Annotated in this window: 19 protein-coding genes; 5 read left to right on the forward strand and 14 right to left on the reverse strand. The window is 66.6% G+C overall.

What is annotated here, in order from left to right; translation table 11 throughout:
- Positions 1-82: 82 nt before the first annotated feature.
- The 4 genes from S58_RS20565 to S58_RS20580 all read right to left on the reverse strand — a co-directional run bounded on the left by S58_RS20565 (position 83) and on the right by S58_RS20580 (position 3,303).
- Positions 83-475 carry an ATP-binding protein gene (locus tag S58_RS20565; protein WP_015667295.1) on the reverse strand — a complete coding sequence of 131 codons (393 nt, stop codon included), beginning with the start codon at positions 473-475 and terminating at the stop codon, positions 83-85.
- 343 nt (positions 476-818) lie between these two features.
- Positions 819-1,133: a hypothetical protein gene (locus S58_RS20570; RefSeq protein ID WP_244440610.1), complete on the reverse strand. Its 315-nt coding sequence runs from the start codon at positions 1,131-1,133 to the stop codon at positions 819-821.
- A gap of 35 nt (positions 1,134-1,168) precedes the next feature.
- Positions 1,169-2,410 (reverse strand): patatin-like phospholipase family protein, encoded by a 1,242-nt coding sequence (locus S58_RS20575; RefSeq protein WP_015667297.1) that lies wholly within the window; start codon positions 2,408-2,410, stop codon positions 1,169-1,171.
- A complete protein-coding gene (locus S58_RS20580) occupies positions 2,407-3,303 on the reverse strand; it encodes a DUF3313 family protein (protein WP_244440611.1) in 897 nt (298 codons plus the stop codon). The genes S58_RS20575 and S58_RS20580 overlap by 4 nt, the downstream gene beginning before the upstream one ends.
- 194 nt (positions 3,304-3,497) lie before the next feature.
- Between S58_RS20580 and S58_RS20585 the strand changes: the two genes are divergently transcribed.
- The 3 genes from S58_RS20585 (at position 3,498) to S58_RS20595 (ending at position 6,701) form a co-directional block, all read left to right on the forward strand.
- Positions 3,498-4,124 (forward strand): TetR/AcrR family transcriptional regulator, encoded by a 627-nt coding sequence (locus tag S58_RS20585; protein WP_042340014.1) that lies wholly within the window; start codon positions 3,498-3,500, stop codon positions 4,122-4,124.
- 68 nt (positions 4,125-4,192) lie between these two features.
- A complete protein-coding gene (locus S58_RS20590; protein ID WP_015667300.1) occupies positions 4,193-5,329 on the forward strand; it encodes an NHL repeat-containing protein in 1,137 nt (378 codons plus the stop codon).
- 145 nt (positions 5,330-5,474) lie between these two features.
- On the forward strand, positions 5,475-6,701 hold the full coding sequence (locus S58_RS20595; RefSeq protein WP_015667301.1) for an ABC transporter substrate-binding protein: 1,227 nt from the start codon (positions 5,475-5,477) through the stop codon (positions 6,699-6,701).
- A gap of 66 nt (positions 6,702-6,767) precedes the next feature.
- On the opposite strand, the gene S58_RS20600 is transcribed toward S58_RS20595, so the two are convergent.
- The 3 genes from S58_RS20600 to S58_RS20610 form a co-directional block, all read right to left on the reverse strand.
- Positions 6,768-8,036 (reverse strand): TCR/Tet family MFS transporter, encoded by a 1,269-nt coding sequence (locus tag S58_RS20600; RefSeq protein WP_042340832.1) that lies wholly within the window; start codon positions 8,034-8,036, stop codon positions 6,768-6,770.
- 82 nt (positions 8,037-8,118) lie between these two features.
- Positions 8,119-9,252 carry a helix-turn-helix transcriptional regulator gene (locus tag S58_RS20605; protein WP_015667303.1) on the reverse strand — a complete coding sequence of 378 codons (1,134 nt, stop codon included), beginning with the start codon at positions 9,250-9,252 and terminating at the stop codon, positions 8,119-8,121.
- 232 nt (positions 9,253-9,484) lie between these two features.
- On the reverse strand, positions 9,485-11,233 hold the full coding sequence (locus S58_RS20610) for a bifunctional protein-serine/threonine kinase/phosphatase (RefSeq protein WP_244440612.1): 1,749 nt from the start codon (positions 11,231-11,233) through the stop codon (positions 9,485-9,487).
- Between the two features lie 116 nt (positions 11,234-11,349).
- Here S58_RS20610 and S58_RS20615 point away from each other — a divergent pair, with 116 nt between their 5' ends.
- Entirely contained in the window at positions 11,350-12,597 is a 1,248-nt protein-coding gene (locus tag S58_RS20615) for a nitrate/nitrite transporter (RefSeq protein WP_015667305.1), read from the forward strand.
- 60 nt (positions 12,598-12,657) lie between these two features.
- On the opposite strand, the gene der is transcribed toward S58_RS20615, so the two are convergent.
- From der to S58_RS20650, 7 genes are all read right to left on the reverse strand, one after another.
- On the reverse strand, positions 12,658-14,028 hold the full coding sequence (gene der / locus S58_RS20620) for a ribosome biogenesis GTPase Der (RefSeq protein WP_015667306.1): 1,371 nt from the start codon (positions 14,026-14,028) through the stop codon (positions 12,658-12,660).
- Between the two features lie 83 nt (positions 14,029-14,111).
- Positions 14,112-14,639: a hypothetical protein gene (locus S58_RS20625; protein ID WP_015667307.1), complete on the reverse strand. Its 528-nt coding sequence runs from the start codon at positions 14,637-14,639 to the stop codon at positions 14,112-14,114.
- 59 nt (positions 14,640-14,698) lie between these two features.
- Positions 14,699-15,352 (reverse strand): tetratricopeptide repeat protein, encoded by a 654-nt coding sequence (locus S58_RS20630; RefSeq protein ID WP_015667308.1) that lies wholly within the window; start codon positions 15,350-15,352, stop codon positions 14,699-14,701.
- Between the two features lie 177 nt (positions 15,353-15,529).
- Complete coding sequence (locus S58_RS20635) at positions 15,530-17,122, reverse strand: class I adenylate-forming enzyme family protein (protein WP_015667309.1); 1,593 nt, start codon at positions 17,120-17,122, stop codon at positions 15,530-15,532.
- A gap of 154 nt (positions 17,123-17,276) precedes the next feature.
- Positions 17,277-18,101: a 3-methyl-2-oxobutanoate hydroxymethyltransferase gene (gene panB / locus S58_RS20640; protein ID WP_015667310.1), complete on the reverse strand. Its 825-nt coding sequence runs from the start codon at positions 18,099-18,101 to the stop codon at positions 17,277-17,279.
- 2 nt (positions 18,102-18,103) lie between these two features.
- Positions 18,104-18,691 (reverse strand): NnrU family protein, encoded by a 588-nt coding sequence (locus S58_RS20645; RefSeq protein ID WP_015667311.1) that lies wholly within the window; start codon positions 18,689-18,691, stop codon positions 18,104-18,106.
- 202 nt (positions 18,692-18,893) lie between these two features.
- Positions 18,894-19,487 carry a hypothetical protein gene (locus tag S58_RS20650; RefSeq protein ID WP_042340834.1) on the reverse strand — a complete coding sequence of 198 codons (594 nt, stop codon included), beginning with the start codon at positions 19,485-19,487 and terminating at the stop codon, positions 18,894-18,896.
- Between the two features lie 161 nt (positions 19,488-19,648).
- Between S58_RS20650 and S58_RS20655 the strand changes: the two genes are divergently transcribed.
- Entirely contained in the window at positions 19,649-20,380 is a 732-nt protein-coding gene (locus S58_RS20655) for an aspartate/glutamate racemase family protein (RefSeq protein ID WP_015667313.1), read from the forward strand.
- The last annotated feature ends 15 nt before the right edge of the window (positions 20,381-20,395 follow it).

Here is a 20,395-nt window from a genome sequence, read left to right on the forward strand (position 1 = left end):
GCGCGACCGAATGGGGGCGATCCGCATCCGCCAACAGGGTTCGCGGATCGCACGTACAATCATCGCAGCGAGATCATGAGGTTCAGCGCCGTGTCGTCATGTTGCTGCCCGCGGCGACCTCGACGAGATTGATAGCGCGCTCGGGACAGGCGACGACGCAGAGGCCGCAGGCGAGGCAGCGATCGCTGTTCGGCGTGTAGGCCGTCTTCATGCCGTGGAAGCGGACGCGCATCCTGCCGAGGAATGACATGGCGCGGAAGTCGGGCTCGCTGATCGGCGCGACATCGAACACATCGTAGGGGCAGACCTCGACGCAGTCGCCTTTGGCCTCGCATTTGTTGCGGTCGACGACCGGCACGAAGGTGCCGGGCTCGGCCTTGCAGCCGAGCCCGGGCCGCTTCGGATGTTGCGCGGCCTTGCGGACCTTGTCGGGATTGGTGCGCTTGGAGAGTGTCGGCTTGGTCAGGTCGGTCACGTTGTTGGCTCCTGGTCCATGCGCGTCAGGCTGCGGCCGTGGGGACGGGCGCATTGCCGGCGGGATCGCGCAGCGACGGGCTTCGGCTTGATCATCCGCTGATCATGCCCGGCAACTTGCAACACCCACCGCCGTCGTCCCGGCGAACGCCGGGATCCATAACCACCGGCGGTCGTGTTTGCGAATGAAGGCAACACAGACTGTCTGTCCCAATAGACATCACGCGGTATGGGTCCCGGCGCCAAGCGCGCAATCGCGCGCTAGGCCGGGACGACGGCGGAGAATGTGGTCGGCACTGTGACTCTCACGCGCGACGCTCCGGTGATTGCCGCTGCATCGCCATCTATTTCGGAGCAGGACTCGCCGCCGCAGGCTTTGCGGCAGCAGGCTTTGCGGCAGCAGGCTTCGCAGGAGCGGGCTTCGCGGCAGCCGGCACCTGGCGGTCGCGCACGGTCATCAGCTCATTGCGGAGCTTCTCCTGCTGATCCACCGACAGCACCGGGCGCTGGTCGTCATGCGGCACGTCGTTCACGGGCAGATAGTTGTACGTGTTGCCGAACTGCGTCGTATCGGACGGCGGCGTGGTGCCCGATGTCGCGCAGCCGCCGAGCAGCAACGGCATCAGCAGCGCAGTCGCGAGCCACGCGCGCGTGCACACGATCCGGAGCCTTCCGGCACTGCTGCGGCAACGGGTCATCGCGCGGCCGCCGCCATGGTGCGCGCAGGCAGCTGCGCCGTGATGCCGGGCTCGTTGGACTGCAGGCCCGGCAGGCTCTTCACCCAGGGATAGCCGCGGCGCCCCATCTCCTGGCCGCGGTCGAACAAGGCGGTCATGTAGCTGCGGTCGAACGGGCCGTCGGCCTTGACCTGGAAATCCGCCGGCACGCTGGCGAGGTTGAAATCGATGCTGTTGAACTTCGCCACCGAGTAGATGCGATAGATGTCGCCGATGCCCTGGTTCTTGATCAGGGTCGAGAGCGAGCGCTGCGTCACCGAGAGCACGTCGGCGCCGACGCTGTCCCATTGCGGATCGATGCGGGCGTTGCGGATGACATAGAGATGCGCGCCGCTCACGCTCCGCCGCGGACCACGGCCGGCCACGAGCCGCAGCACCGACGGGCCAATGAAGACCTGCCGGGTCACGCCGCCATCGACATGCAGCTCGTCATAGTCCCTGTCGCCGATCCGCACCTTGATGCGCACCGGCGCGAAGGCGCCGGGCACGGTCGCTGACGCCAGCAGCACCTGGCGGAACAGGTCGATCGCCTCCGGCGTGTCGGCCGCTGCGATCCGCCCCATGTCCCACAGCACCGGGCGTTGCGCATCGAGATTGGTGGTGCCGATCAGCAGCACCCTGCCCTTGCTGCTCTCGCGCGCGACGTCGCGGAGAAAATCGCGGTCGACATATTTCTCGATCAGCCGCGACAGCGGCGTGTTGTCGGCGAGCGCCTTGCCCTGCAGCAGGCCGGGAATGTTGACCGTGAAGATGTCCTTGCGCTCATAGGCCGTGAACACCTCGCGCAGCTTGTCATCGTGCTCACGGCCGAGGAACACGAACGGCGCGATCAGCGCGCCGGAGCTCACGCCGGTCACCATGTCGAACGCCGGCCGGTTGCCAGCCTCGCTCCAGCCGACCAGCAGCCCGGCGCCGAACGCGCCGTTCTCAGCACCGCCTGATATCGCCAGGAAGTTCAGCGGACGCGAGGCGGGAATTTCGGCCGATGCACGCTGCATCGAGGCCTCGGCAAAGCGCGGCGCTGGCTCATCGCCCCAATAGCGAACGTCGCGGAAGCCGACCGGGCTGGCGCTGACAGCCGCCATCTCGGGCGGTGCATTGCGCGGCATGATCGCCGCGCAGGCCGCGAGCTGCAGCGACGCGGCCAGCACGAGCAGGATGCGCAGTGTGACGGCGCGGATGGAGGTGGCGGGCTTCATCGCGAGGATTGCTGCTCCATGCTCGCGACCTCCGGTGAAGGTTGCGTCGGCGGCGCGGGCCTGGCCTCGTCGGCCCCCTTGTCGGTCCAGTCAGGCGGCAGGCCGAGGCCGGCACCGACGAAGCCCTTGAGGCCCGGGAAGCGTCCATATTGCTCGCATGCGGCATATTTTGGGGCGCCCCCCAGCTTGGCCGGAACACTCGCGACAGTCGGCAGAGATGGCAGGCCGCCGAACGGCGACTCGCCGGTCGAGACCAGCCTGGCGAAGTCGGCGCCGAACTCGGAGGCGAGGTCGTAGGCGTCGCCATCATTGGCCATCCGCGCGGTGGACACAGAGGTGGCGCCGCGTGCCCAGACCATCGCGGCCTTCTGAAAGCCCGCGAAGTCGCGCGCCTCGGCCTCGACCGTCAAGGTGCCCAGCCCGACCGGCAGCCGCGGCACCGGGACCGGCACGCCTGGCAACGCGACGCTCTTGGCGATCGAGGCCGCCTGTGACGCGGCCGAGGCCGTCGCATTGGTTGCGGTGGCATGGGTCACGGTTGCCTTCACCGTCAGATCCGCCTCCTCGCCCGAGGAGACGATGCGAAACCGCTCGCTCAGGCGCAGGCACATCTCGCGGTTGATGACGTTGGCGACCAGCTTCCGTTCACCCTCGTCGAGGCCGACGTCGGCACGCGGCGGAAAGGCCGTCGGCTCGATCCTGATCGTCTTGGCCTCGAGCAGCTCTTTCCTGTTGGCCTTGATCTGCGCACGCGTCACCAGGCCATTGGCTTCGGCGAGATGGTCATAGTTCTTGAGCGAGCCTGCCCGCTCGAGCGGTGCGCTGGCACAGCCGGTGGTCGCCAATACCAGGGAAGCGAGCGCCGTCCAGTTCAACGGAGCAAGACGCGTCATGCCAAGGCTGTTCATTGACCGCGCCCCCATTGATAGATAGCTCACTCTAATTATCTTTCACACGCTGCAGCGCTTGTCCAACTAAACTAGATCAAATTCTCTAGATTAGAGCGGCGCGAAATATTATTTTATATTACAAAGGGTTGGCGGAGCCGTACAAATGGGGCGAGAGTTGGGCGAACGGGACTAGCGCGATGAGGAAGGTCGATCCGGTCAAGCACGAGCAGAAGCGCGGGGAGATTCTCCAGGCGGCATTGTCGTGTTTCGTCCGGAACGGTTTTCACGGCGCCAGCACCACGGACATCTGTGCCGCGGCCAAGATCAGCCCGGGCCACCTCTACCACTACTTCCCCAGCAAGGAGGCGATGATCGAGGCCCTCATGCAGCGGGGCCTCAGCCGCGCAGCGTCGCAGCTGGAGGCGATCCTGGCCTCCCCCGATGTGATCGAAGCTCTGCTGAACGAGATCGAGAATACCAGCATCCATCGGCCGGAAGCCCAGGTGCTGAGCACCGAGGGACTGGCGGAGGCCTGCCGCAATCCTGATTTCGCCCGGCTCGTCCACGAGCATGCGCGCGCGATGCGCGCGATGCTGGTCGAGTTCCTCACCCGGGCGCAGCGCCGCGGCGATATCGACCCCGGCCTCGACCCAGAAGCCACCGCAAACATCCTTCTCGCCATCGTCGATGGCGCCCGCGCGCTGCCGATCCGCAATCCGGGCGTCGACATCAGGCAGAACACCGCTCACCTGAAAATCATGCTGACCCGGTTCCTGAAGCCGCGCGCAGCCGAGTCCCTGCCGGACGCGCTGGCCTCTGATTGACACCCTGACCGGCTCGCGATTGACTGCGCTCATAAGCGGATGACCGCAGCACAGACCGGGAGGATGCCATGACGCGAGCACGACGCGGACGCGCGACAGGGCTTGCCCGGGTCATCCTGCTATTCATCATTGCAGCCGGCAGCGCCCTGCTCCCTCGCACCAGCAGCGCGGCCGAGGTCCCGACCTTCGCCGTCGAGCCGTCATGGCCCAAGCAGCTCCCCAACAACTGGATCCTCGGCCAAGTCGGCGGCATCACCGTGGATGGCCAGGGCCACATCTGGGTCATCCACCGGCCGCGGTCGCTGACCGACGACGAGAAGGGCGCGGCGCTCAATCCGCCGCGCTCGAAATGCTGCGTCTCCGCGCCGCCGGTGCTGGAGTTCGATACCGACGGCAATCTGCTGCGCGCCTGGGGCGACCCGGGTCCAGGCTATGAATGGGTCGGCCGCGAGCACGGCATCGAGGTCGACGAGCGCGGCTTCGTCTGGATCGGCGGCAACGCCGACAACGACAATGCGATCCTGAAATTTACGCTCGACGGCAAGTTCGTCGCGCAGATCGGAGCGATCGCGCCGAGCAAGGGCTCGAACGACACCACGCAGCTCGGCAAGCCGGCGGAGACCGCGATCGACAAGGAGGCGAACGAGATCTATGTCGCCGACGGCTATGGCAACCGCCGCGTCATCGTGTTCGACGCAACGACGCTGGCCTACAAGCGCCATTGGGGCGCCTATGGCCATGTCCCCGATGACAGCAAGCAGCCGCCCTACGATCCCAAGGCGCCGGTAGCCCAGCAATTCGGCAATCCCGTGCACTGCGTGAAGATCGCCGACGATGGCCTCGTCTATGTCTGCGACCGCATCAACGACCGCATCCAGGTATTCAAGAAGGACGGCACCTTCGTGAAGGAGTGGTTCTTCGAGAAAAACACGCTCGGCAATGGCGCGGTCTGGGACATCGCGATCTGGCCCGATCCGAAGCAGACCTACCTGCTCTCCGCCGACGGCGAGAATAACGAGATCCGCATCATCAGGCGGGATGATGGCAGCGTGGTCGGAAGCTTCGGCCACAATGGCCGCAATGCCGGCCAGTTTCACTGGGTGCACGCGATGGCCGTCGACAGACAGGGCAACGTTTATACCGCCGAGGTCGACACCGGGAAGCGCATCCAGAAATTCAGGCTGACCTCGGACGCTCTGCGTTAACGCTTAAACTGTCAGCACAAAGCTTGGGCGAGCCTCCCCCCTTTTGGCGCATTGCCGCAACTCACAAGACGGGCTATCCAGGGTGACTAGACGGCAAAGGGCGCTCAAGAAGCCCCGCCGCGACACGACACCAGGGAGGACTTTGATGACGACGTCTCATGCGCGGCGGATTGCCGCGTTGCTTGCTGCCACCACGCTCAGCTTTGCCGGCTCCGCCTTCGCCGACGACAAGGTCGTCAAGATCGGCGTGCTCAACGACATGTCCAGCCTCTATGCCGACATCGGCGGGCCCAACTCGGTTGCGGCCATCAACATGGCGGTCGAAGACTCTGGCATGAAGGCCAAGGGCTGGACCATCGAGGTCATCAGCGGCGACCACCAGAACAAGCCCGACGTCGGCGTCAGCATCGGCCGGCAGTGGCTCGACAACCAGAAGGTCGACGTGATCATGGACACGCCGAACTCCGGCGTGGCGCTCGCGGTATCCAATCTCGTCAAGGAGAAGAACGCGGTCCTGCTGAACTCCGGCGCCGCGACCGCCGACCTCACCGGCAAGGCCTGCAACGCCAACACCATCTCCTTCACCTACGACACCTACATGCTCGCCAACGGCACCGGCAAGGCGCTGACCAAGGCGGGCGGCGACAGCTGGTTCTTCCTGACTGCCGACTACGCGTTCGGCCATGCGCTGGAGCGCGACACTTCGGCGGTGGTCACCGCCAATGGCGGCAAGGTGCTCGGCTCGGTCAAGCACCCGATCAACACCGCCGACTTCTCGTCCTTCCTGCTGCAGGCGCAGTCGTCGAAGGCCAAGGTCATCGGCCTCGCCAATGCCGGCGGCGACACCACCAACGCGATCAAGCAGGCCTCGGAATTCGGCATCGTCCAGGGCGGCCAGAAGCTCGCCGCGTTGCTGCTGTTCGTCAACGACGTGCATGCGCTCGGCCTGAAGGTCGCGCAGGGCCTGACGTTCACCGAATCGTTCTACTGGGATCTGAACGAGCAGACCCGCGCCTGGTCCAACCGCTTCCAGAAGCTGTCACCGAAGGGCACGATGCCGTCGATGACGGTCGCCGGCAACTACGCCGGCACGCTGCATTACCTCAAGGCGCTGGAAGCGCTCGGCGGCAATCCGCATGACGGCGCCAAGGTCGTGGCCAAGATGAAGGAGATCCCGACCGACGATCCGCTGTTCGGCAAGGGCCCGCTGCGCGCCGACGGCCGCCGCCTGATCCCGGCCTATCTGTTCGAGGTCAAGAAGCCCGAAGAGTCCAAATATCCATGGGACTACTACAAGCTGATCGCGACCATCGCGCCCGAGGATGCCGCCAAGCCGCTCGAGGCGAGCGAGTGTCCGCTGGTGAAGAAGTAACAGCGTAGACCTGAGACGAGACGGCGCGCCGCGCCGTCTCGGCCTCAAAGCGAGACCCTCATCCGTTCAGGCTGAGGGTTTTTCTTTGCCCGCGCGCAGCGTCTGCATGGCAATCCCGATCGCTATGATCAGCAGCGCGGTTGCCAGCAGAAATGGCGCGCCGGGCAGATGCACCGGCGCGGCGGCACCGATGAAATAGGCGAAGGTCAGCGTGAACAGGAACGGGCCTGCGAGCTGGGCCATGCTCTGCACGCTCGACGTTGCGCCCTGCAGCTGGCCCTGCCGGTCCGACGGCACCAGCCGCGTCATCAGCGCCTGGATCGCCGCCCCCGACACGCCCCACAGCGCCATCGCGGGAATGCCGAGCCAGCTCAACGTCCCCGTCGGCGCCAGGCCGAAGATCAGAAATCCGATCGTCCCCGAGCACAGCCCGAGCATCAGCGCCCCGCGTTCGCCCAGCGAGCGCACGATCAGTCCGACTGCCCCGCCCTGCACGATCATGGCGCAGACACCGACGATCGCCAGCGTCAGGCCGACCGTGCGCGTATCCCAGCCGTAGCGATAGGTCGCATAGAGCACGAAGGTCGACGGCAGCACGACATGGGCGAGCTGGGTGATGAAGTTGACGACCGACAGGCCGGCGAGCATGCGATCGGAGCGCAGCAATTGCAGCGCGCCAAGCGGATTGGCGGTGCGCCAGCGGAACGGGCTGCGCCGTTCGGCCGGCAATGATTCCGGCAGCACCAACAGTCCGTACAGTGCATTGGCGAAGCTGAGCCCTGCGGCCGCCCAGAACGGCAGCCGGGGATCGATGTCGCCGAGCAGGCCGCCGGTGGCGGGGCCGAGCACGAAGCCGGCGCCGAACGCCGCACCGATGCGGCCGAAGACCGCGGCGCGGCGGTCCGGCGGCGTGAGGTCGGAGATGTAGGCGAAGGCAGTCGAGATGCTCGCCGAGGTGACGCCGGAGATCAGCCGGCCGACGAACAGCCAGGCGAGCGACGGCGCCAGCGCCATCAGCACGTAGTCGGCGGCGAGGCCGAAGTTCGACAGCAGGATCACGGGGCGCCGACCGAACCGGTCCGACAGGCTGCCGAGCACCGGCGAGAACACGAACTGCATCAGCGCCCAGGCGGTGCCGAACAGGCCGAAGATGCGCGCCGCCTGCGCCGTGTCATTGGCGACGAAGCTTTCGATCAGCTTGGGCAGGATCGGCATGATCAGCCCGAGCGCCAGCATGTCGAGCAGGATGGTGACGAAGATGAACGCGACGACGCCGCGGCGTGGCGCCTGCGGCGACGGCACGCCGTCGGAACTCGTGAGCTCGGTGTCGACCATCAGGGCCATCGGTTTGCCGCTGTCCGGCGGACGCGGGGGCCGACTTATACACGGGCCACCGGGGCCGGCAATCCGACCGCGATCAACGAGACAGAGGCATGGCAAATCCCGCCGCGAGCTTGATGAGATCAGCCTGCCGCTCGGCCCCGGTCTTGATGAAGATGCGGCGCAGATGGGTCTTGATGGTGGTCTCGGCGACGCGGAGCAGGTTTGCGACCTCCGGAACGCCGCCGATATCGACGATGCCGAGCAGCACGCGCAACTCGGTCGGCGTGAGACGGTAAGCCCTGGCGATCAGCTCAGGGGATTGCACGGGCTCGAGCCGGGTCCGACGCAGGAAGATCGCAGCGCTCGCTTCGTACAGCTGCCCCGTCTTGCGGCGCGCGTGCGATGTCAGCGGCAGCAGATGGGCGACGTGATGGGTGCCGTCCTGCGCCGTCAGCAGCAGCGCAGCGCCATCGGTGCCGAGCGTCGCATCGCGGGTCCCGGCCCTGGCGATGAGGTCCTGCAGCGCTTGATCCACCCGGCCGTCGCGCGCGGCCAGGCGGCCGTCCCGCGTGAACAGCGGATCGCCCGCATCGAGCAATTGCCGGCCGGCCGCATTGGCGTGAACGAGCCGCCCCAGCGCGTCGACCAGGCTGACGCCGCACGTCATCCGCTCCAATGTCTGCGCGAACGCCGACGCCTCCGCCGACCTCAGATCGATCAGCCGTCCGATCTGCACGGCGCGGCGGATATGCGGCGCGATCAGCTGCATGCGCATGCGCGCGGCCTCATCCGTCAGGCCGTCGGCTTCGTAGCGGAACACGCCGAACAAGGCGGCGGAGGTCGCGGACTTGTCGATCACGGTCGAGATGAAATCGACCATGCCCTGTGGCGCGGCCCACTCGCGATAGAAGCGCGTCTCGCGCAGTTCGTCCTGCGGCATCAGATCGGAGACCGCGATCGGCTGGCCGACCTCGGCGAAATACTGCCCGGTCGTGGCCGGATCGAGCTTCACATATTTCTCGAAATACAGCCGGCAATAATGCGGATCGATGCCGGACTGGCACAGGACATCGCCGCCGCCGGCGATCGGGCTCTTGGAAAAGATCGACGCGACCTGGCCGCCGACGAAACGGCCGGCGCGGCCGACGACCTCGGGCCATAGCGACGGCTCGAGCGCCGCGTCGTAGATGTCTCCGATCAGATCCTGCGTCTCGTCGGCATGCGCCATCGCACCTCTCCACGCCTTGCGCCCATGCGGCCCGACGCCCACCCCCGCACGACCCACGCATACGGGGGCAGATGGCGGCGATCTTGGACGGGCACGACGAAACGCAGGGCCAAAGCGAAATTTCCAGGACACGTCCCGACCACATGGCGAGACGGGTCCTGGCTACGCGATGGCCGCGGCGGTGGATGTGCGCGCGATCACGCGGCGACGCCGAAAGCGCGGGCGAACGACGTCAATGCCTGATCCCGGCATAGACGGACACCGCAAGCAACAGCGCCAGCAGCGTCGAGACCATCTTCCAAAACAGCAGCGGATTGCGGTCGTAGAACGATTTCCGCTCGACCAGGATCGGCGACGCCCTGTCGGCCCCGTTTTCGAGCTCGAAGATCAGCTCGAACACATCGTTGTAGCGGTCCTGCGGCACAGGCGCGATGGCGCGGCCGATGGCGCGATCGAGCCAGGCCGGCAGGTCCGGCCTGATGCTGGACAGCGGTGTGGGGCTGCGAAACCGCGGCCGGGAGAACGGCTCGATCTCGCCATAGGGATACTTGCCGGTAAACAGACGATAGATCGTGACGCCGAGCGAGAACTGATCCGAGGTTTCGTCGGCCGGCTTGCCCTGAAACAATTCGGGAGCCATGAAGCTCGGCGTTCCCGGCTCGCTGATCACAGAGCCATTGGCCTCGCGCAATCGCTTGGCAACGCCGAGATCGATCAGCTTCACCGCGGTGGGCTGTCCCGGCTGCGACAGCGAGACGATGATGTTCTCGGGCTTGATGTCGCGGTGGATGATCTCAGCGCGGTGCAGCGCCGCCACTCCGCGGGCGACCTTCAGCGCGATGTCGAGACCGGTCCGAAGCGAAAGGCCCGACTTCTCACGCAGCAGGCTCTCCAGCGTCACGCCGTCATAGAACGGCGTGGCGAGATACAGCCGGGTCTGCCGCAGCGCCTTGAGCTGCAGCGTCTCGCCGACATACGGGCTGCGGACATGCGATCCGATCCAGAGTTCGCGCAGGAACGCCTCGCGCATCGGCCGGTCGGCGCCCTCCAGCGGCTTCGGAAACTTCAACACCACCGATCGCTGATCGGTCATGTCGGTCGCCTTGAGGACGCGGACATAGCGGCTGTCGCTCAGCATCGTCTCGATGCGGAAATCATCGACGATCTCGCCTTCGGCGGGCAATGCGAGGATCGCGCTGTCCCTCACCAGACGGTCGATCTCGCCGAAGGCCGGCGGCGGCAGCTCGAGCAGGTCGAGAACGATCGCGGTCGCGTTGTCGCCGACGCTGGTCGCGAGCGCGCGCTCGATCAGATCCCGGCAGGTCTCGGTCGGCGTCGCCCGGTGCATCAGCACCTCGCGCAGCACGCGATCCGACATGCTCTTGTAGACGCCATCGGTGCACAGCAGGAAGCGATCATGCGCTTCGGCCGGCTCATTGACGTAGTCGATGCGGAGCTCGCCTTCGGCACCGACGGCGCGGGTCAGCATGTTCAGCTGACCGGGTCCGAGCGCATGGTCCGCGGTCATCTGCTGCAGCTGGTCCCCGCGCAACCGGTAGAGCCTGCTGTCTCCGACGTGGAGAATGTGGATCTCCCGGCCGCGGCTGATCATGGCCGTGAAGGTGCAGGACATGCCCTTCAGGTCGTCGTCGCGACTGCCGACCGCATGGATCCAGCGGTTGATGGCCTCGAGACTTCTCACCGCGGCATCGCGCGTATTGCCCGACCGCCATGTCCCGACCAGGCCTTCGAGGAAGCCGCGGACACAGAGCTCCGCGGCGACGCGCCCGCCGCTGTTTCCGCCGACGCCATCGGCGATCGCGGCAATGATGCCGGAGTTCGGCTCGCGCAACTCGACGAGGCCCGCGTAGTCCTGATTGTCGGGCCGCTGCCCCGTGGCGGTTTCGAACGCGTGCTGCGTCACCAGACGCATCGAACTGCTGATGAACTTATTGGCGGGGTTGGCCGAATTGCTGGACAAGGTAACCCGTTCAGTTTCCGTGGAATCTTGTTTCGTTGCCCAAACTTCGGGCTCTATGAGCGAAAACTATGAGCACCCGCGGCGGCGGCGTCCATGATTAAAGCAGTTCCGGACAGGTGAACCGCAAAGACGATGTGCAGGCATTCGCGATGATCGACAAGGGTTTCTTCAAGGCCGGTCACGCCCCTACGCTGCTTTCCGCGTTCCTGTACTTCGACATGAGCTTCATGGTCTGGGTGATGCTCGGACCGCTGGGCGTGCAGATCGCCAACGATCTCCACCTCGACGCCGGCCAAAAGGGACTCATGGTCGCCGTACCGCTGCTCGCCGGTGCGCTGTTGCGGGTCGTCAACGGCGTCCTGGTCGATCGCATCGGCCCGAGAACGACGGGCATGATCGGACAGACGATCGTCATCGTCGGCCTGCTGATCGCCTGGCATTTCGGCGTCAGCTCGTTTGTTCAGGTCCTGGTGCTCGGCATCGTCCTTGGCGTCGCCGGATCCTCGTTCGCGGTCGCCCTGCCGCTGGCCTCGCGATGGTATCCGCCCGAATATCAGGGCATCGCGCTCGGCATTGCCGGCGCCGGAAATTCAGGAACGGTGTTCTCGGCGCTGTTCGCACCGAGCCTTGCCGCGGCGTTCGGCTGGACCAACGTGCTGGGTCTGGCTGTGATCCCGCTCGCGATCGCCTTCATCGTCTACCTGATCTTCGCCAAGGACGCGCCGAATCCGCCGCCCGCCAAGGGGCTGATCGAGTACCTCAAGGTGCTTCGCATCGGTGACGCCTGGTGGTTCATGCTGTTCTACAGTGTCACCTTCGGCGGCTTCAGCGGGCTGGCGTCGTCGCTGACAATCTACTTCAACGTCGACTACGGGCTCACCCCGGTGACCGCCGGCTATTTCACCGCGGCAGCCGTGTTCGCCGGATCGCTGGTGCGCCCGATCGGCGGTGCGCTGGCCGACCGGATCGGCGGCATCCGCGCGCTGACGATCATGTATCTGGCGGCGGCCGCTGCATTGATCCTGGCCAGCTTCCACCTGCCGCAGGCCTGGATGGCGCTGCTGTCGTTCATCGCCGGCATGCTTGCATTCGGCATGGGCAATGGCGCGGTGTTCCAGCTCGTGCCGCAACGCTTCCGCAACGAGATTGGCGTGATGACCGGCCTCGTCGGCATGACCGGCGGCATCGGCGGCTTCTATCTCGCCTCCAGCCTCGGCTTCTCCAAGCAGATCACCGGATCGTTCCAGCTCGGGCTGCTGATCTTCGCCGCCCTCGCCATCATCGCCGTCGTCGGCCTGACCATGATCAAGCAGCGCTGGCGGACGACGTGGGGTGCGGCAAACGTCAGCATGGCCAAGATCTGAGCCGGATCTGAGCGATGTCGCCAAGCGGACGACGGCGACCCACCGTCCGCATCGCGAGCTCTAGTTCGGCCGCTTGCGCTTGTGCGCGAACGGGTTGGCCTTTTCGCGCAGCGTGATGCGCACGGGCGTGCCCGGCAGCTCGAAGGTCTCGCGCATCGAGTTGGTGAGATAGCGCAGATAGGATTGCGGGATCGCGTCGGCGCGCGAGCAGAACAGCACGAAGCTCGGCGGCCGCGCCTTGGTCTGGGTGATGTAGTTCAGCTTGAGGCGGCGGCCGGAGACCGCCGGTGGCGGATTGTTGGCGATCGCCTGCTCGAACCAGCGATTCAGCGCCGCGGTCGGCACGCGCCGGTTCCAGACCGCGTAGGACTCGACGATCGCCTGCATCAGCCGGTCGATGCCCTCGCCCATCAGGCCGGACACCGCGACGATCGGCGCGCCCGCAACCTGTGGCAGCCAATGGTCGGCATCCCTGCGCAGCGCGGAGATCTGGCCGGGATTGCTGTCCATCAGGTCCCATTTGTTGACGGCGATGACCAGAGCACGGCCCTCGCGCTCGATCAGGTCCGCGATGCGCAGGTCCTGCTCCTCGAAGCGGTTCTGCGCGTCCATCATCAGCACGACCACCTCGGCGAAGCGCACGGCACGCAGCGCGTCCGCTACCGACAGCTTCTCCAGCTTCTCCTCGATGCGCGAGCGCCGGCGCAGACCTGCGGTGTCGAAGATGCGGAAGCCGCGGCCCTTCCACTCGATCTCGACCGCGATCGAGTCGCGTGTGGTGCCGGCCTCGGGACTCGTGAGCAGCCGCTCCTCGCCGAGCAGATGATTGATCAGGGTCGACTTGCCGGCATTGGGACGGCCGACGATGGCGACGCGGATCGGCCTGGACGCGCGCTCCTCGTCGGTCTCCTCGCGCTCCTCGTCTTCGTCCTCAGTAGGAGGCACCAGCTTGCTGACGGCGTCGTAGAGCTCGCCCATGCCCTCGCCATGCTCGGCCGAGATCTGGATGGGGTCGCCGAGGCCGAGCGCGTAGGATTCCATGGCGCCGAGCTCGCCATGCTTGCCCTCGCTCTTGTTGGCGAGCAGCAGCACCGGCTTGTCGGCGCGGCGGGCGAAATCGGCGAAGGCGCGGTCGGAGGGCGTCAGCCCGATGCGGGCATCGATCACGAAGAACAGCGCATCGGCAAGCGCGATCGCGGTCTCCGTCTGCTCCTGCATGCGCGCGGTCAGCGAGCCCTTCGGGCCCTCGTCGAGGCCGGCGGTGTCGATGATCGTGAAGTTGAGATCATAGAGCTTGGCCTCGCCCTCGCGGCGGTCGCGGGTGACGCCCGGCATGTCGTCGACGAGCGCCAGCTTCTGTCCGACCAGGCGGTTGAACAGGGTCGATTTGCCGACATTGGGCCGGCCGATGATGGCGATGGTGAAAGGCATGATGATCCGTGCGCGTGAGCGCGCAGCTTTAGCGCATCCGGCCGCAAAACCGAAACGGGCGATCTCGTGATCGGCGGACGGGCTTAACGGTTGAAGGAGCCGCTCGGAACCGGGGCCGGGAATCGGCCGCCGGACTGCTGCGCCGGCGCTGCGTCATCCTGCGGCGGCGCCGTGGTCCGGCGACGAACGATCTTCTTCGGCTTCGGTGCCGGCGGGACGGCCGCAGCGCCCTCCTCGACCGCAGCGGCTTCGCCATCCTGCGGATCGGTGGGCGCAGGATTGCTCACGGCGGCCTGCTGCCGGCCCTTGGCGCCCTTCTTGCCCTTGGGCTCCTCGGCCGGCGGTGCCGGCGGCGGCGCGGCCGCCTGGGCGCCCGGATCGTTCATCTGCTGCTGCTGGGCGCCCTTGTAGAGGTCCTTTGGCACGCCCTGCTCGAGACCGGGCACGCCCTCGGGGAAGACCGGCTTGCGGTCACCCGGCAGCTTCTTCTTCGTATCCAGGAAGTCGAGCATATCCGAGGGATCGAAGCTGCCGCCGCTGGCACAGCCGCCGAGAACGCCCGTGAGGGCGGCGAGGACGGTCAGGGCGATGAGACGTTGGGGCCGGCGCATGGGCGTCATTTCCGATCGTAGTCAGTTTCGCCGTCGCGTCGTTTCGCGACGGCTCACCATCAGCTCTTGGCGACGGCAGGCAGCAGCGCCTGCAGCGCCTCGGCGCGCGAGCGCAGGCCCGGCGGCGTTTCACCATCCATCGCAATCATGTCGAGCCATTGGCGGGCCGCCGCGGCGTCGTTGACCCTCCACGCCGACAGCGCCAGCAGCTCGCGGGCCGCGTGCCGGAACGGTGCGCTGGCCGCGGTTTCGCCTTCGAGCCGCTGCTTGAGATCGGCATAGGGCGCGGTGTCCGCCAGCAGGCCGGCGGCGCGCAGGCGCGCCATCGACTGCTGCTCGGCGCCAATGCTGCGGTCGGCGCCGAGCTCGTCATAGAGCTTCACGGCCGCCGCCTTGTCGCGCACGGCCGCCTCGGCCGCCTGGTGGAACCGGGCCAGCATGCGGTAGCCGGAGGGAGCGGTGGCCGCGACCTCGGCAAAGGCCTTCTCGGCGTCGGCGTGCTTGTTCTGCTCGGACAGCTCGATAGCCTTGTTGAAGCCCGCACCGGCCTCGGCAGCCTTCTGGCCCTCGACATACTGGTACCAGCGCCAGCCACCCACGCCGGCGATCATCAGCACGGCGATGGCGACGATAAAGAGCGAGTAGCGGTCCCACAGCTTCTTGAGCTGTTCCCGACGGACCTCCTCGTCAACTTCATCAATGAATTCAGACACTTAATGACATCCCGTCAGGTTCGCTGCGAGCTCGCGCGAATGGGTTTGAAGTGCCGCGCGAGCCGCCCATTGCCCGCACGCCGGCGCCGATACCGCATCGGTATGGCGGTGGCAAGGCGAGTCCAGCCGAATCAAGGCGTTACTCCCGGGTTCTGCCACAGCGACCGAAGGCGGCTATCACGCCGTCAAGGTCTCGCGCAACTGCCGTTTCATCACCTTGCCGTTGGCGTTGCGCGGCAAAGGGTCCGAGGTCACGGTCAGGGTTTCCGGGACCTTATAATCCGAGACCCGCTCGGCGCACCAGCTGCGCAGGGCCTCGGCGCTCATCGGCTCGCGGGTGACGACGACCGCATGCACCCGCTCGCCGAGCACCGGGCATGGCCGGGCGATGATCGCGCTCTCGACCACTGCCGGGTGGCTTGCCAGCACCGATTCGACCTCGGCCGAGTAGATCTTCAGCCCGCCGCGGTTGATCATGTCCTTCTGCCGGTCGAACACCCGGACAAAATTGTCGGCATCGACGGAGCCGAGGTCGCCGGAATGCCAGTAGCCGGCCGTAAAACTCTCGGCCGTGGCGGTCGGATTGTTCCAGTAGCCCTTGATGACCTGGCCGCCGCCGATCCAGATCTCGCCGATCTCGCCGCGCGGCAGCTCCCGCCCCTGCCCGTCCATGACGAGGATGCTGGCGCCCGGACACGGCAGTCCGACGCTGTCGATGTGGCGCGCGGTGAGCTCCGACGGCATCAGCGTCGCAGGCGAGGTGGTCTCGGTCGAGCCATAGGCGTTGACCAGCCGGAGACCCGGGATCTTGGCGGCCAGCCGCTCGATGGTCGCGACCGGCATCGGCGCGCCGCCGAAGCCGCCGATGCGCCAGCACGACAGATCATGGCTGTCGAAGTCGCGCTGCAGCAGGCAGAGATTGTACATCGCGGGGACCATGACCGTGTAGGTCACGCGCTCCCTGGCGGCGAGCTTCAGATATTCGCCGGCCTTGAACTCCGGCATGATGATCAAGGTGCCGGCGCAGCGCGCCATGCTGGTGATGTTGGCGACGACGCCGGTGACGTGGCCGAGCGGCACGGCGGCGATCGAGCGGTCGGCCGGCGTCAGCCCCAGGCAGGCCTCGTAGATCATCGAGGAGTGGACGATGTTGCAATGGGCGAGCATTGCGCCCTTCGGCCGGCCGGTGGTGCCGGAGGTGTAGAGGATCATCGCGGTGTCCTCTTCGGCCACCTCGACCCGAGCTTCATGCGCGGCATGATCGGCCAGCGCTGCAAAGCTGGAGCGCTGCGGATGATCGTCGACGGCGATGCGCCCTTCCAGCTCTGGCGTGTCCGCAGCGGCCGGCAGGCGGTCCGCCAATGCGGCCTCGTGCAGCAGCAGCCTGGCGCCGCAATCCTTCAGCACATAGGCGATTTCCGGCGTCTGCTGCCGCGTCGACAACAGCACAGTGATCAGCCCGAGCTTCGCGGCAGCGAACAGCGTGAGCACGAATTCGATGCGGTTGCCGAGCAGCAGCGCCAGCCGGTCGCCCGGGCGCAGGCCCCGTGCCTGCAGCCCGCCGGCGATCCGCGCCGCGGTCTCGGCGACCTCGCGCCACGACAGCCGCACCGCTCCGCAGACCAGCGCCTCGCCGTCGCCGTTGCGCGCGGCCGCCTCCTCGACCATGGCCCAGATGCCGGCCGGCCGGTCCTTGAACAGCGGAACCACGCGGTCGCCGAAACGCGCCTCACGCCGCAACTGCGGCGTGACATAGGTCGACCAATCCATGGCATTTCCCCGAGCTTGGCTTCTTGTCGTTGTTCGCCGCGATGCGGACTGGCCCAAGCATAACCATCGGACGATGCGCTTGGCTATCTCCGGCGGAGCCAGAGATAGGTGTCGTGCCGCCGCACCACTGCGGCAACCAAGCGCGAGAGGCCGGTCAGGTCTTGGGCTTCATGCCATACACATGTTCCGCCGCCGGGAAGGCGCGGGTGCGCACGTCGGCCGCGTAGCGTTCGACGGCCTCGTCGATCGCCGGACCGAGATTGCCGTATCGGCGGACGAATTTCGGCGCGCGCGGCGACAGGCCGAGCATGTCTTCCAGCACCAGCACCTGCCCGTCACAGGCGGCGCTGGCGCCGATGCCGATGGTGGGGATGGCGATCTGCTGCGTGATCTTGCGCGCCAGCGGCTCGGCCACCGCCTCGATCACCACCGAGAACGCGCCGGCCTGTGCGATCGCCGCGGCGTCGCTCTCGATCGCGGCCCAATCCGCCTCGTCGCGGCCCTGCGCGCGGAACGAGCCGAGCGTGTTGATCGATTGTGGCGTCAGGCCGACATGGCCCATCACCGGAATGCCGCGCTCGCTGAGGAAGGCCACCGTCTCGGCCATCCGCACGCCGCCCTCGAGCTTGACCGCGCCGCACTGCGTCTCCTTCAGGATCCGCACCGCCGCGTGAAACGCCTGCTCCTTCGACGCCTCGTAACAGCCGAACGGCATGTCGACCACGACCAGCGCCTGGCGTGAGCCGCGCATCACGGCGCAGCCCTGCAGGATCATCATCTCCAGGGTCACCGGCACGGTGGTCTCGAAGCCGTGCATCACATTCCCGAGGGAATCGCCGACCAGGATCACATCGCAATGGCGATCGACCAGCGCCGCGGTATGGGCGTGGTAGGACGTCAGCATCACGATCGGCTCGCCGCCCTTGCGGGCGCGGATCTCGGGAGCCGTCTTGCGGCGGACGGTCGACTGCACCGACATCGCTAGCCTCCGATGACGGGAATGCCGAGCACGACGGGATGGAACGCGAAGGCCAGCGCGAGATAGACGACGATGCCGACCACCACTGCAATCACGTCGTTGCCGACGCCGCCGACCGGGATCGGCGGTCCGCCGGCATCGGTGCGGCGCTTCAGCGAGATGCGGTCGAACACCGCCCAGGCCAGGATCGAGCCGAACAGGATGATGCCGCCGAGATCGCCATTGGCGAGCAGATGGCCGAACGCCCACAGCTTCACGCCGGCCAGCATCGGATGCTTCAGCGCGGTGTAGATGCGGCCGCGGATGTAAGCGGCGACCACCATGATCACGGCCGGCAGCATCAGCGCGAGGTTGATGTGCTTGAGCGCCTTCGGCGGCGTCCACACCTGGATCCAGCCGCCGCCATTGCGGTACTCGGCAAAGCCCCAGACGATCAAGGCGAGGCCGGCAAGGGCGACCACCGTATAAGCGAGCTTGTAGGTGCCCTCACCCAGCCGCGCGATGACCTGCGCGCGCGCCTCGCGCCGGGTCGTGAACACATGGGCGCCGAGAAACAGCACCAGCCCCACCACCATCACCAGAAGTCCCACGGCGTCCCCCTTCGCTTGCACACGACCTGTGCGTGGGCATCGGTATCATTTCCGGGGGCGGCCTCGCAACGTCGCGGCAGTTCAAGATCGGGCGCCGCAGCCCGCTCGTGGTCATTCCGGGAGGCTCGAAGCCCGAAGTCGGAATGACGGCCCGGATTGACGGGCTATGCGTTTGGAAGATGTGGCACAGCGGACAAAGCGATCACCGCTCCGACGTATTCTTCAGATCCCGGTTGTCGACATAGCGGATCGCGATCGGCCGCCCCGCCAGCGCGCCGCCGAGCCCTTTCGTGAATTTCAGCGGCAGGCAGGCATCGAGCGAGGCATTGATGGTCTTCAGATAGGTCGCACGCGTGTCGGCCGGGGCGCCTGAGGTCACGAAGGTCACGCGTGGCGGCGCGATCATCTCGCCGGTCCGCTTGAAGCTGAAGCGCACCGTCATCTGCATCCCGGCGCGGGCGCTGTCCTCCGGCGGCGGCGTCCAGCACGAGCGCAGCGCCGCGAACAGGTCGGCGATCGTGTCGAGATCATGATCCGGCTTCTGATACTTGGACTCCTGGTCCTTGGCGGGCCGGCTCTCGATCGTCACCTGCAGGTTCTGGCCGTAGGGATAGTTCATCTCCGGAATGCACGGCCACGGCCCGTAGACACTGCAGAACGATGGCGTGCACGGCCCCTCGTCGAGCACGCTGCACGGCGTGTGCGCAAACGGCACCGGATTGATCTGCTGGCGGCGCGCGTCGGCCGTGACCGGAGCGGCCACCATCAGCAGGAGGAGCACGACGACGCGGAGCATCAGACTCTCCGGATAGGACAAATCTAAGCTGGATCCGATCGCAAAATTCGCAAGCTCAATCCCGTTCACGTCTGCGCGTTCCCGCAGCCCGAACGGCCCTCGACCGTAACAGCGGAACTCGGCTAGAACACGGCAGGATGCGACAACAGACGGACGCAACGATGAGCCGCCACAGCGAGACCGTGATCAACGTCATCAATCCGAACATGACGGTCACGATGACCGAGCTGATCGCCAAGGCGGCACAGGCCAGCGCGAGCCCGACGACCAGGATCGTCGGGCGCACCGCGCGGTTCGGCGCCGCCTCGATCGAGGGCCATTACGACGAGGCGATCGCCGCGGTCGGTATGCTCAGGGAGATCGAAGCCGGCAATGCCGAGGGTTGCCACGCCCATGTGATCGCCTGCTTCGGCGATCCCGGCTTGCTCGCGGCGCGGGAATTATCGGCCGTGCCGGTGCTAGGCATCGCCGAAGCCGCGATGCATGCGGCGAGCTTCGTCGCCACCCATTTCAGCGTCGTCACGACCTTGTCGCGCACCAAGGTGATCGCCGAGCACCTCGTGCGCAACTACGGCATGGAGCAGCATTGCCGCAAGGTGCGGGCGGTCGACGTCGCCGTGCTCGATCTCGACAAGCCCGAGGCCAATGTGCGCGGCACGCTGCTCGGAGAATGCCAGGCGGCCCTGCGCGAGGACGGCATCGGCGCCATCGTGCTCGGCTGCGCCGGCATGGCCGATCTCGCGCACGATCTCTCGACCGAGCTCGGCATTCCCGTGATCGACGGCGTCGCCGCCGCCGTGCGTTTCGCCGAGGCGCTGGTCGGGCTGCGGCTGAAGACCTCCAAGCACGGCGACCTCGCCTTTCCGCTGCCGAAGATGCGGACGACGCTCTGAGTTCAACTGTAGCCC

It is taken from the genome of Bradyrhizobium oligotrophicum S58, assembly GCF_000344805.1.
GTDB classification, from domain to species: domain Bacteria; phylum Pseudomonadota; class Alphaproteobacteria; order Rhizobiales; family Xanthobacteraceae; genus Bradyrhizobium; species Bradyrhizobium oligotrophicum.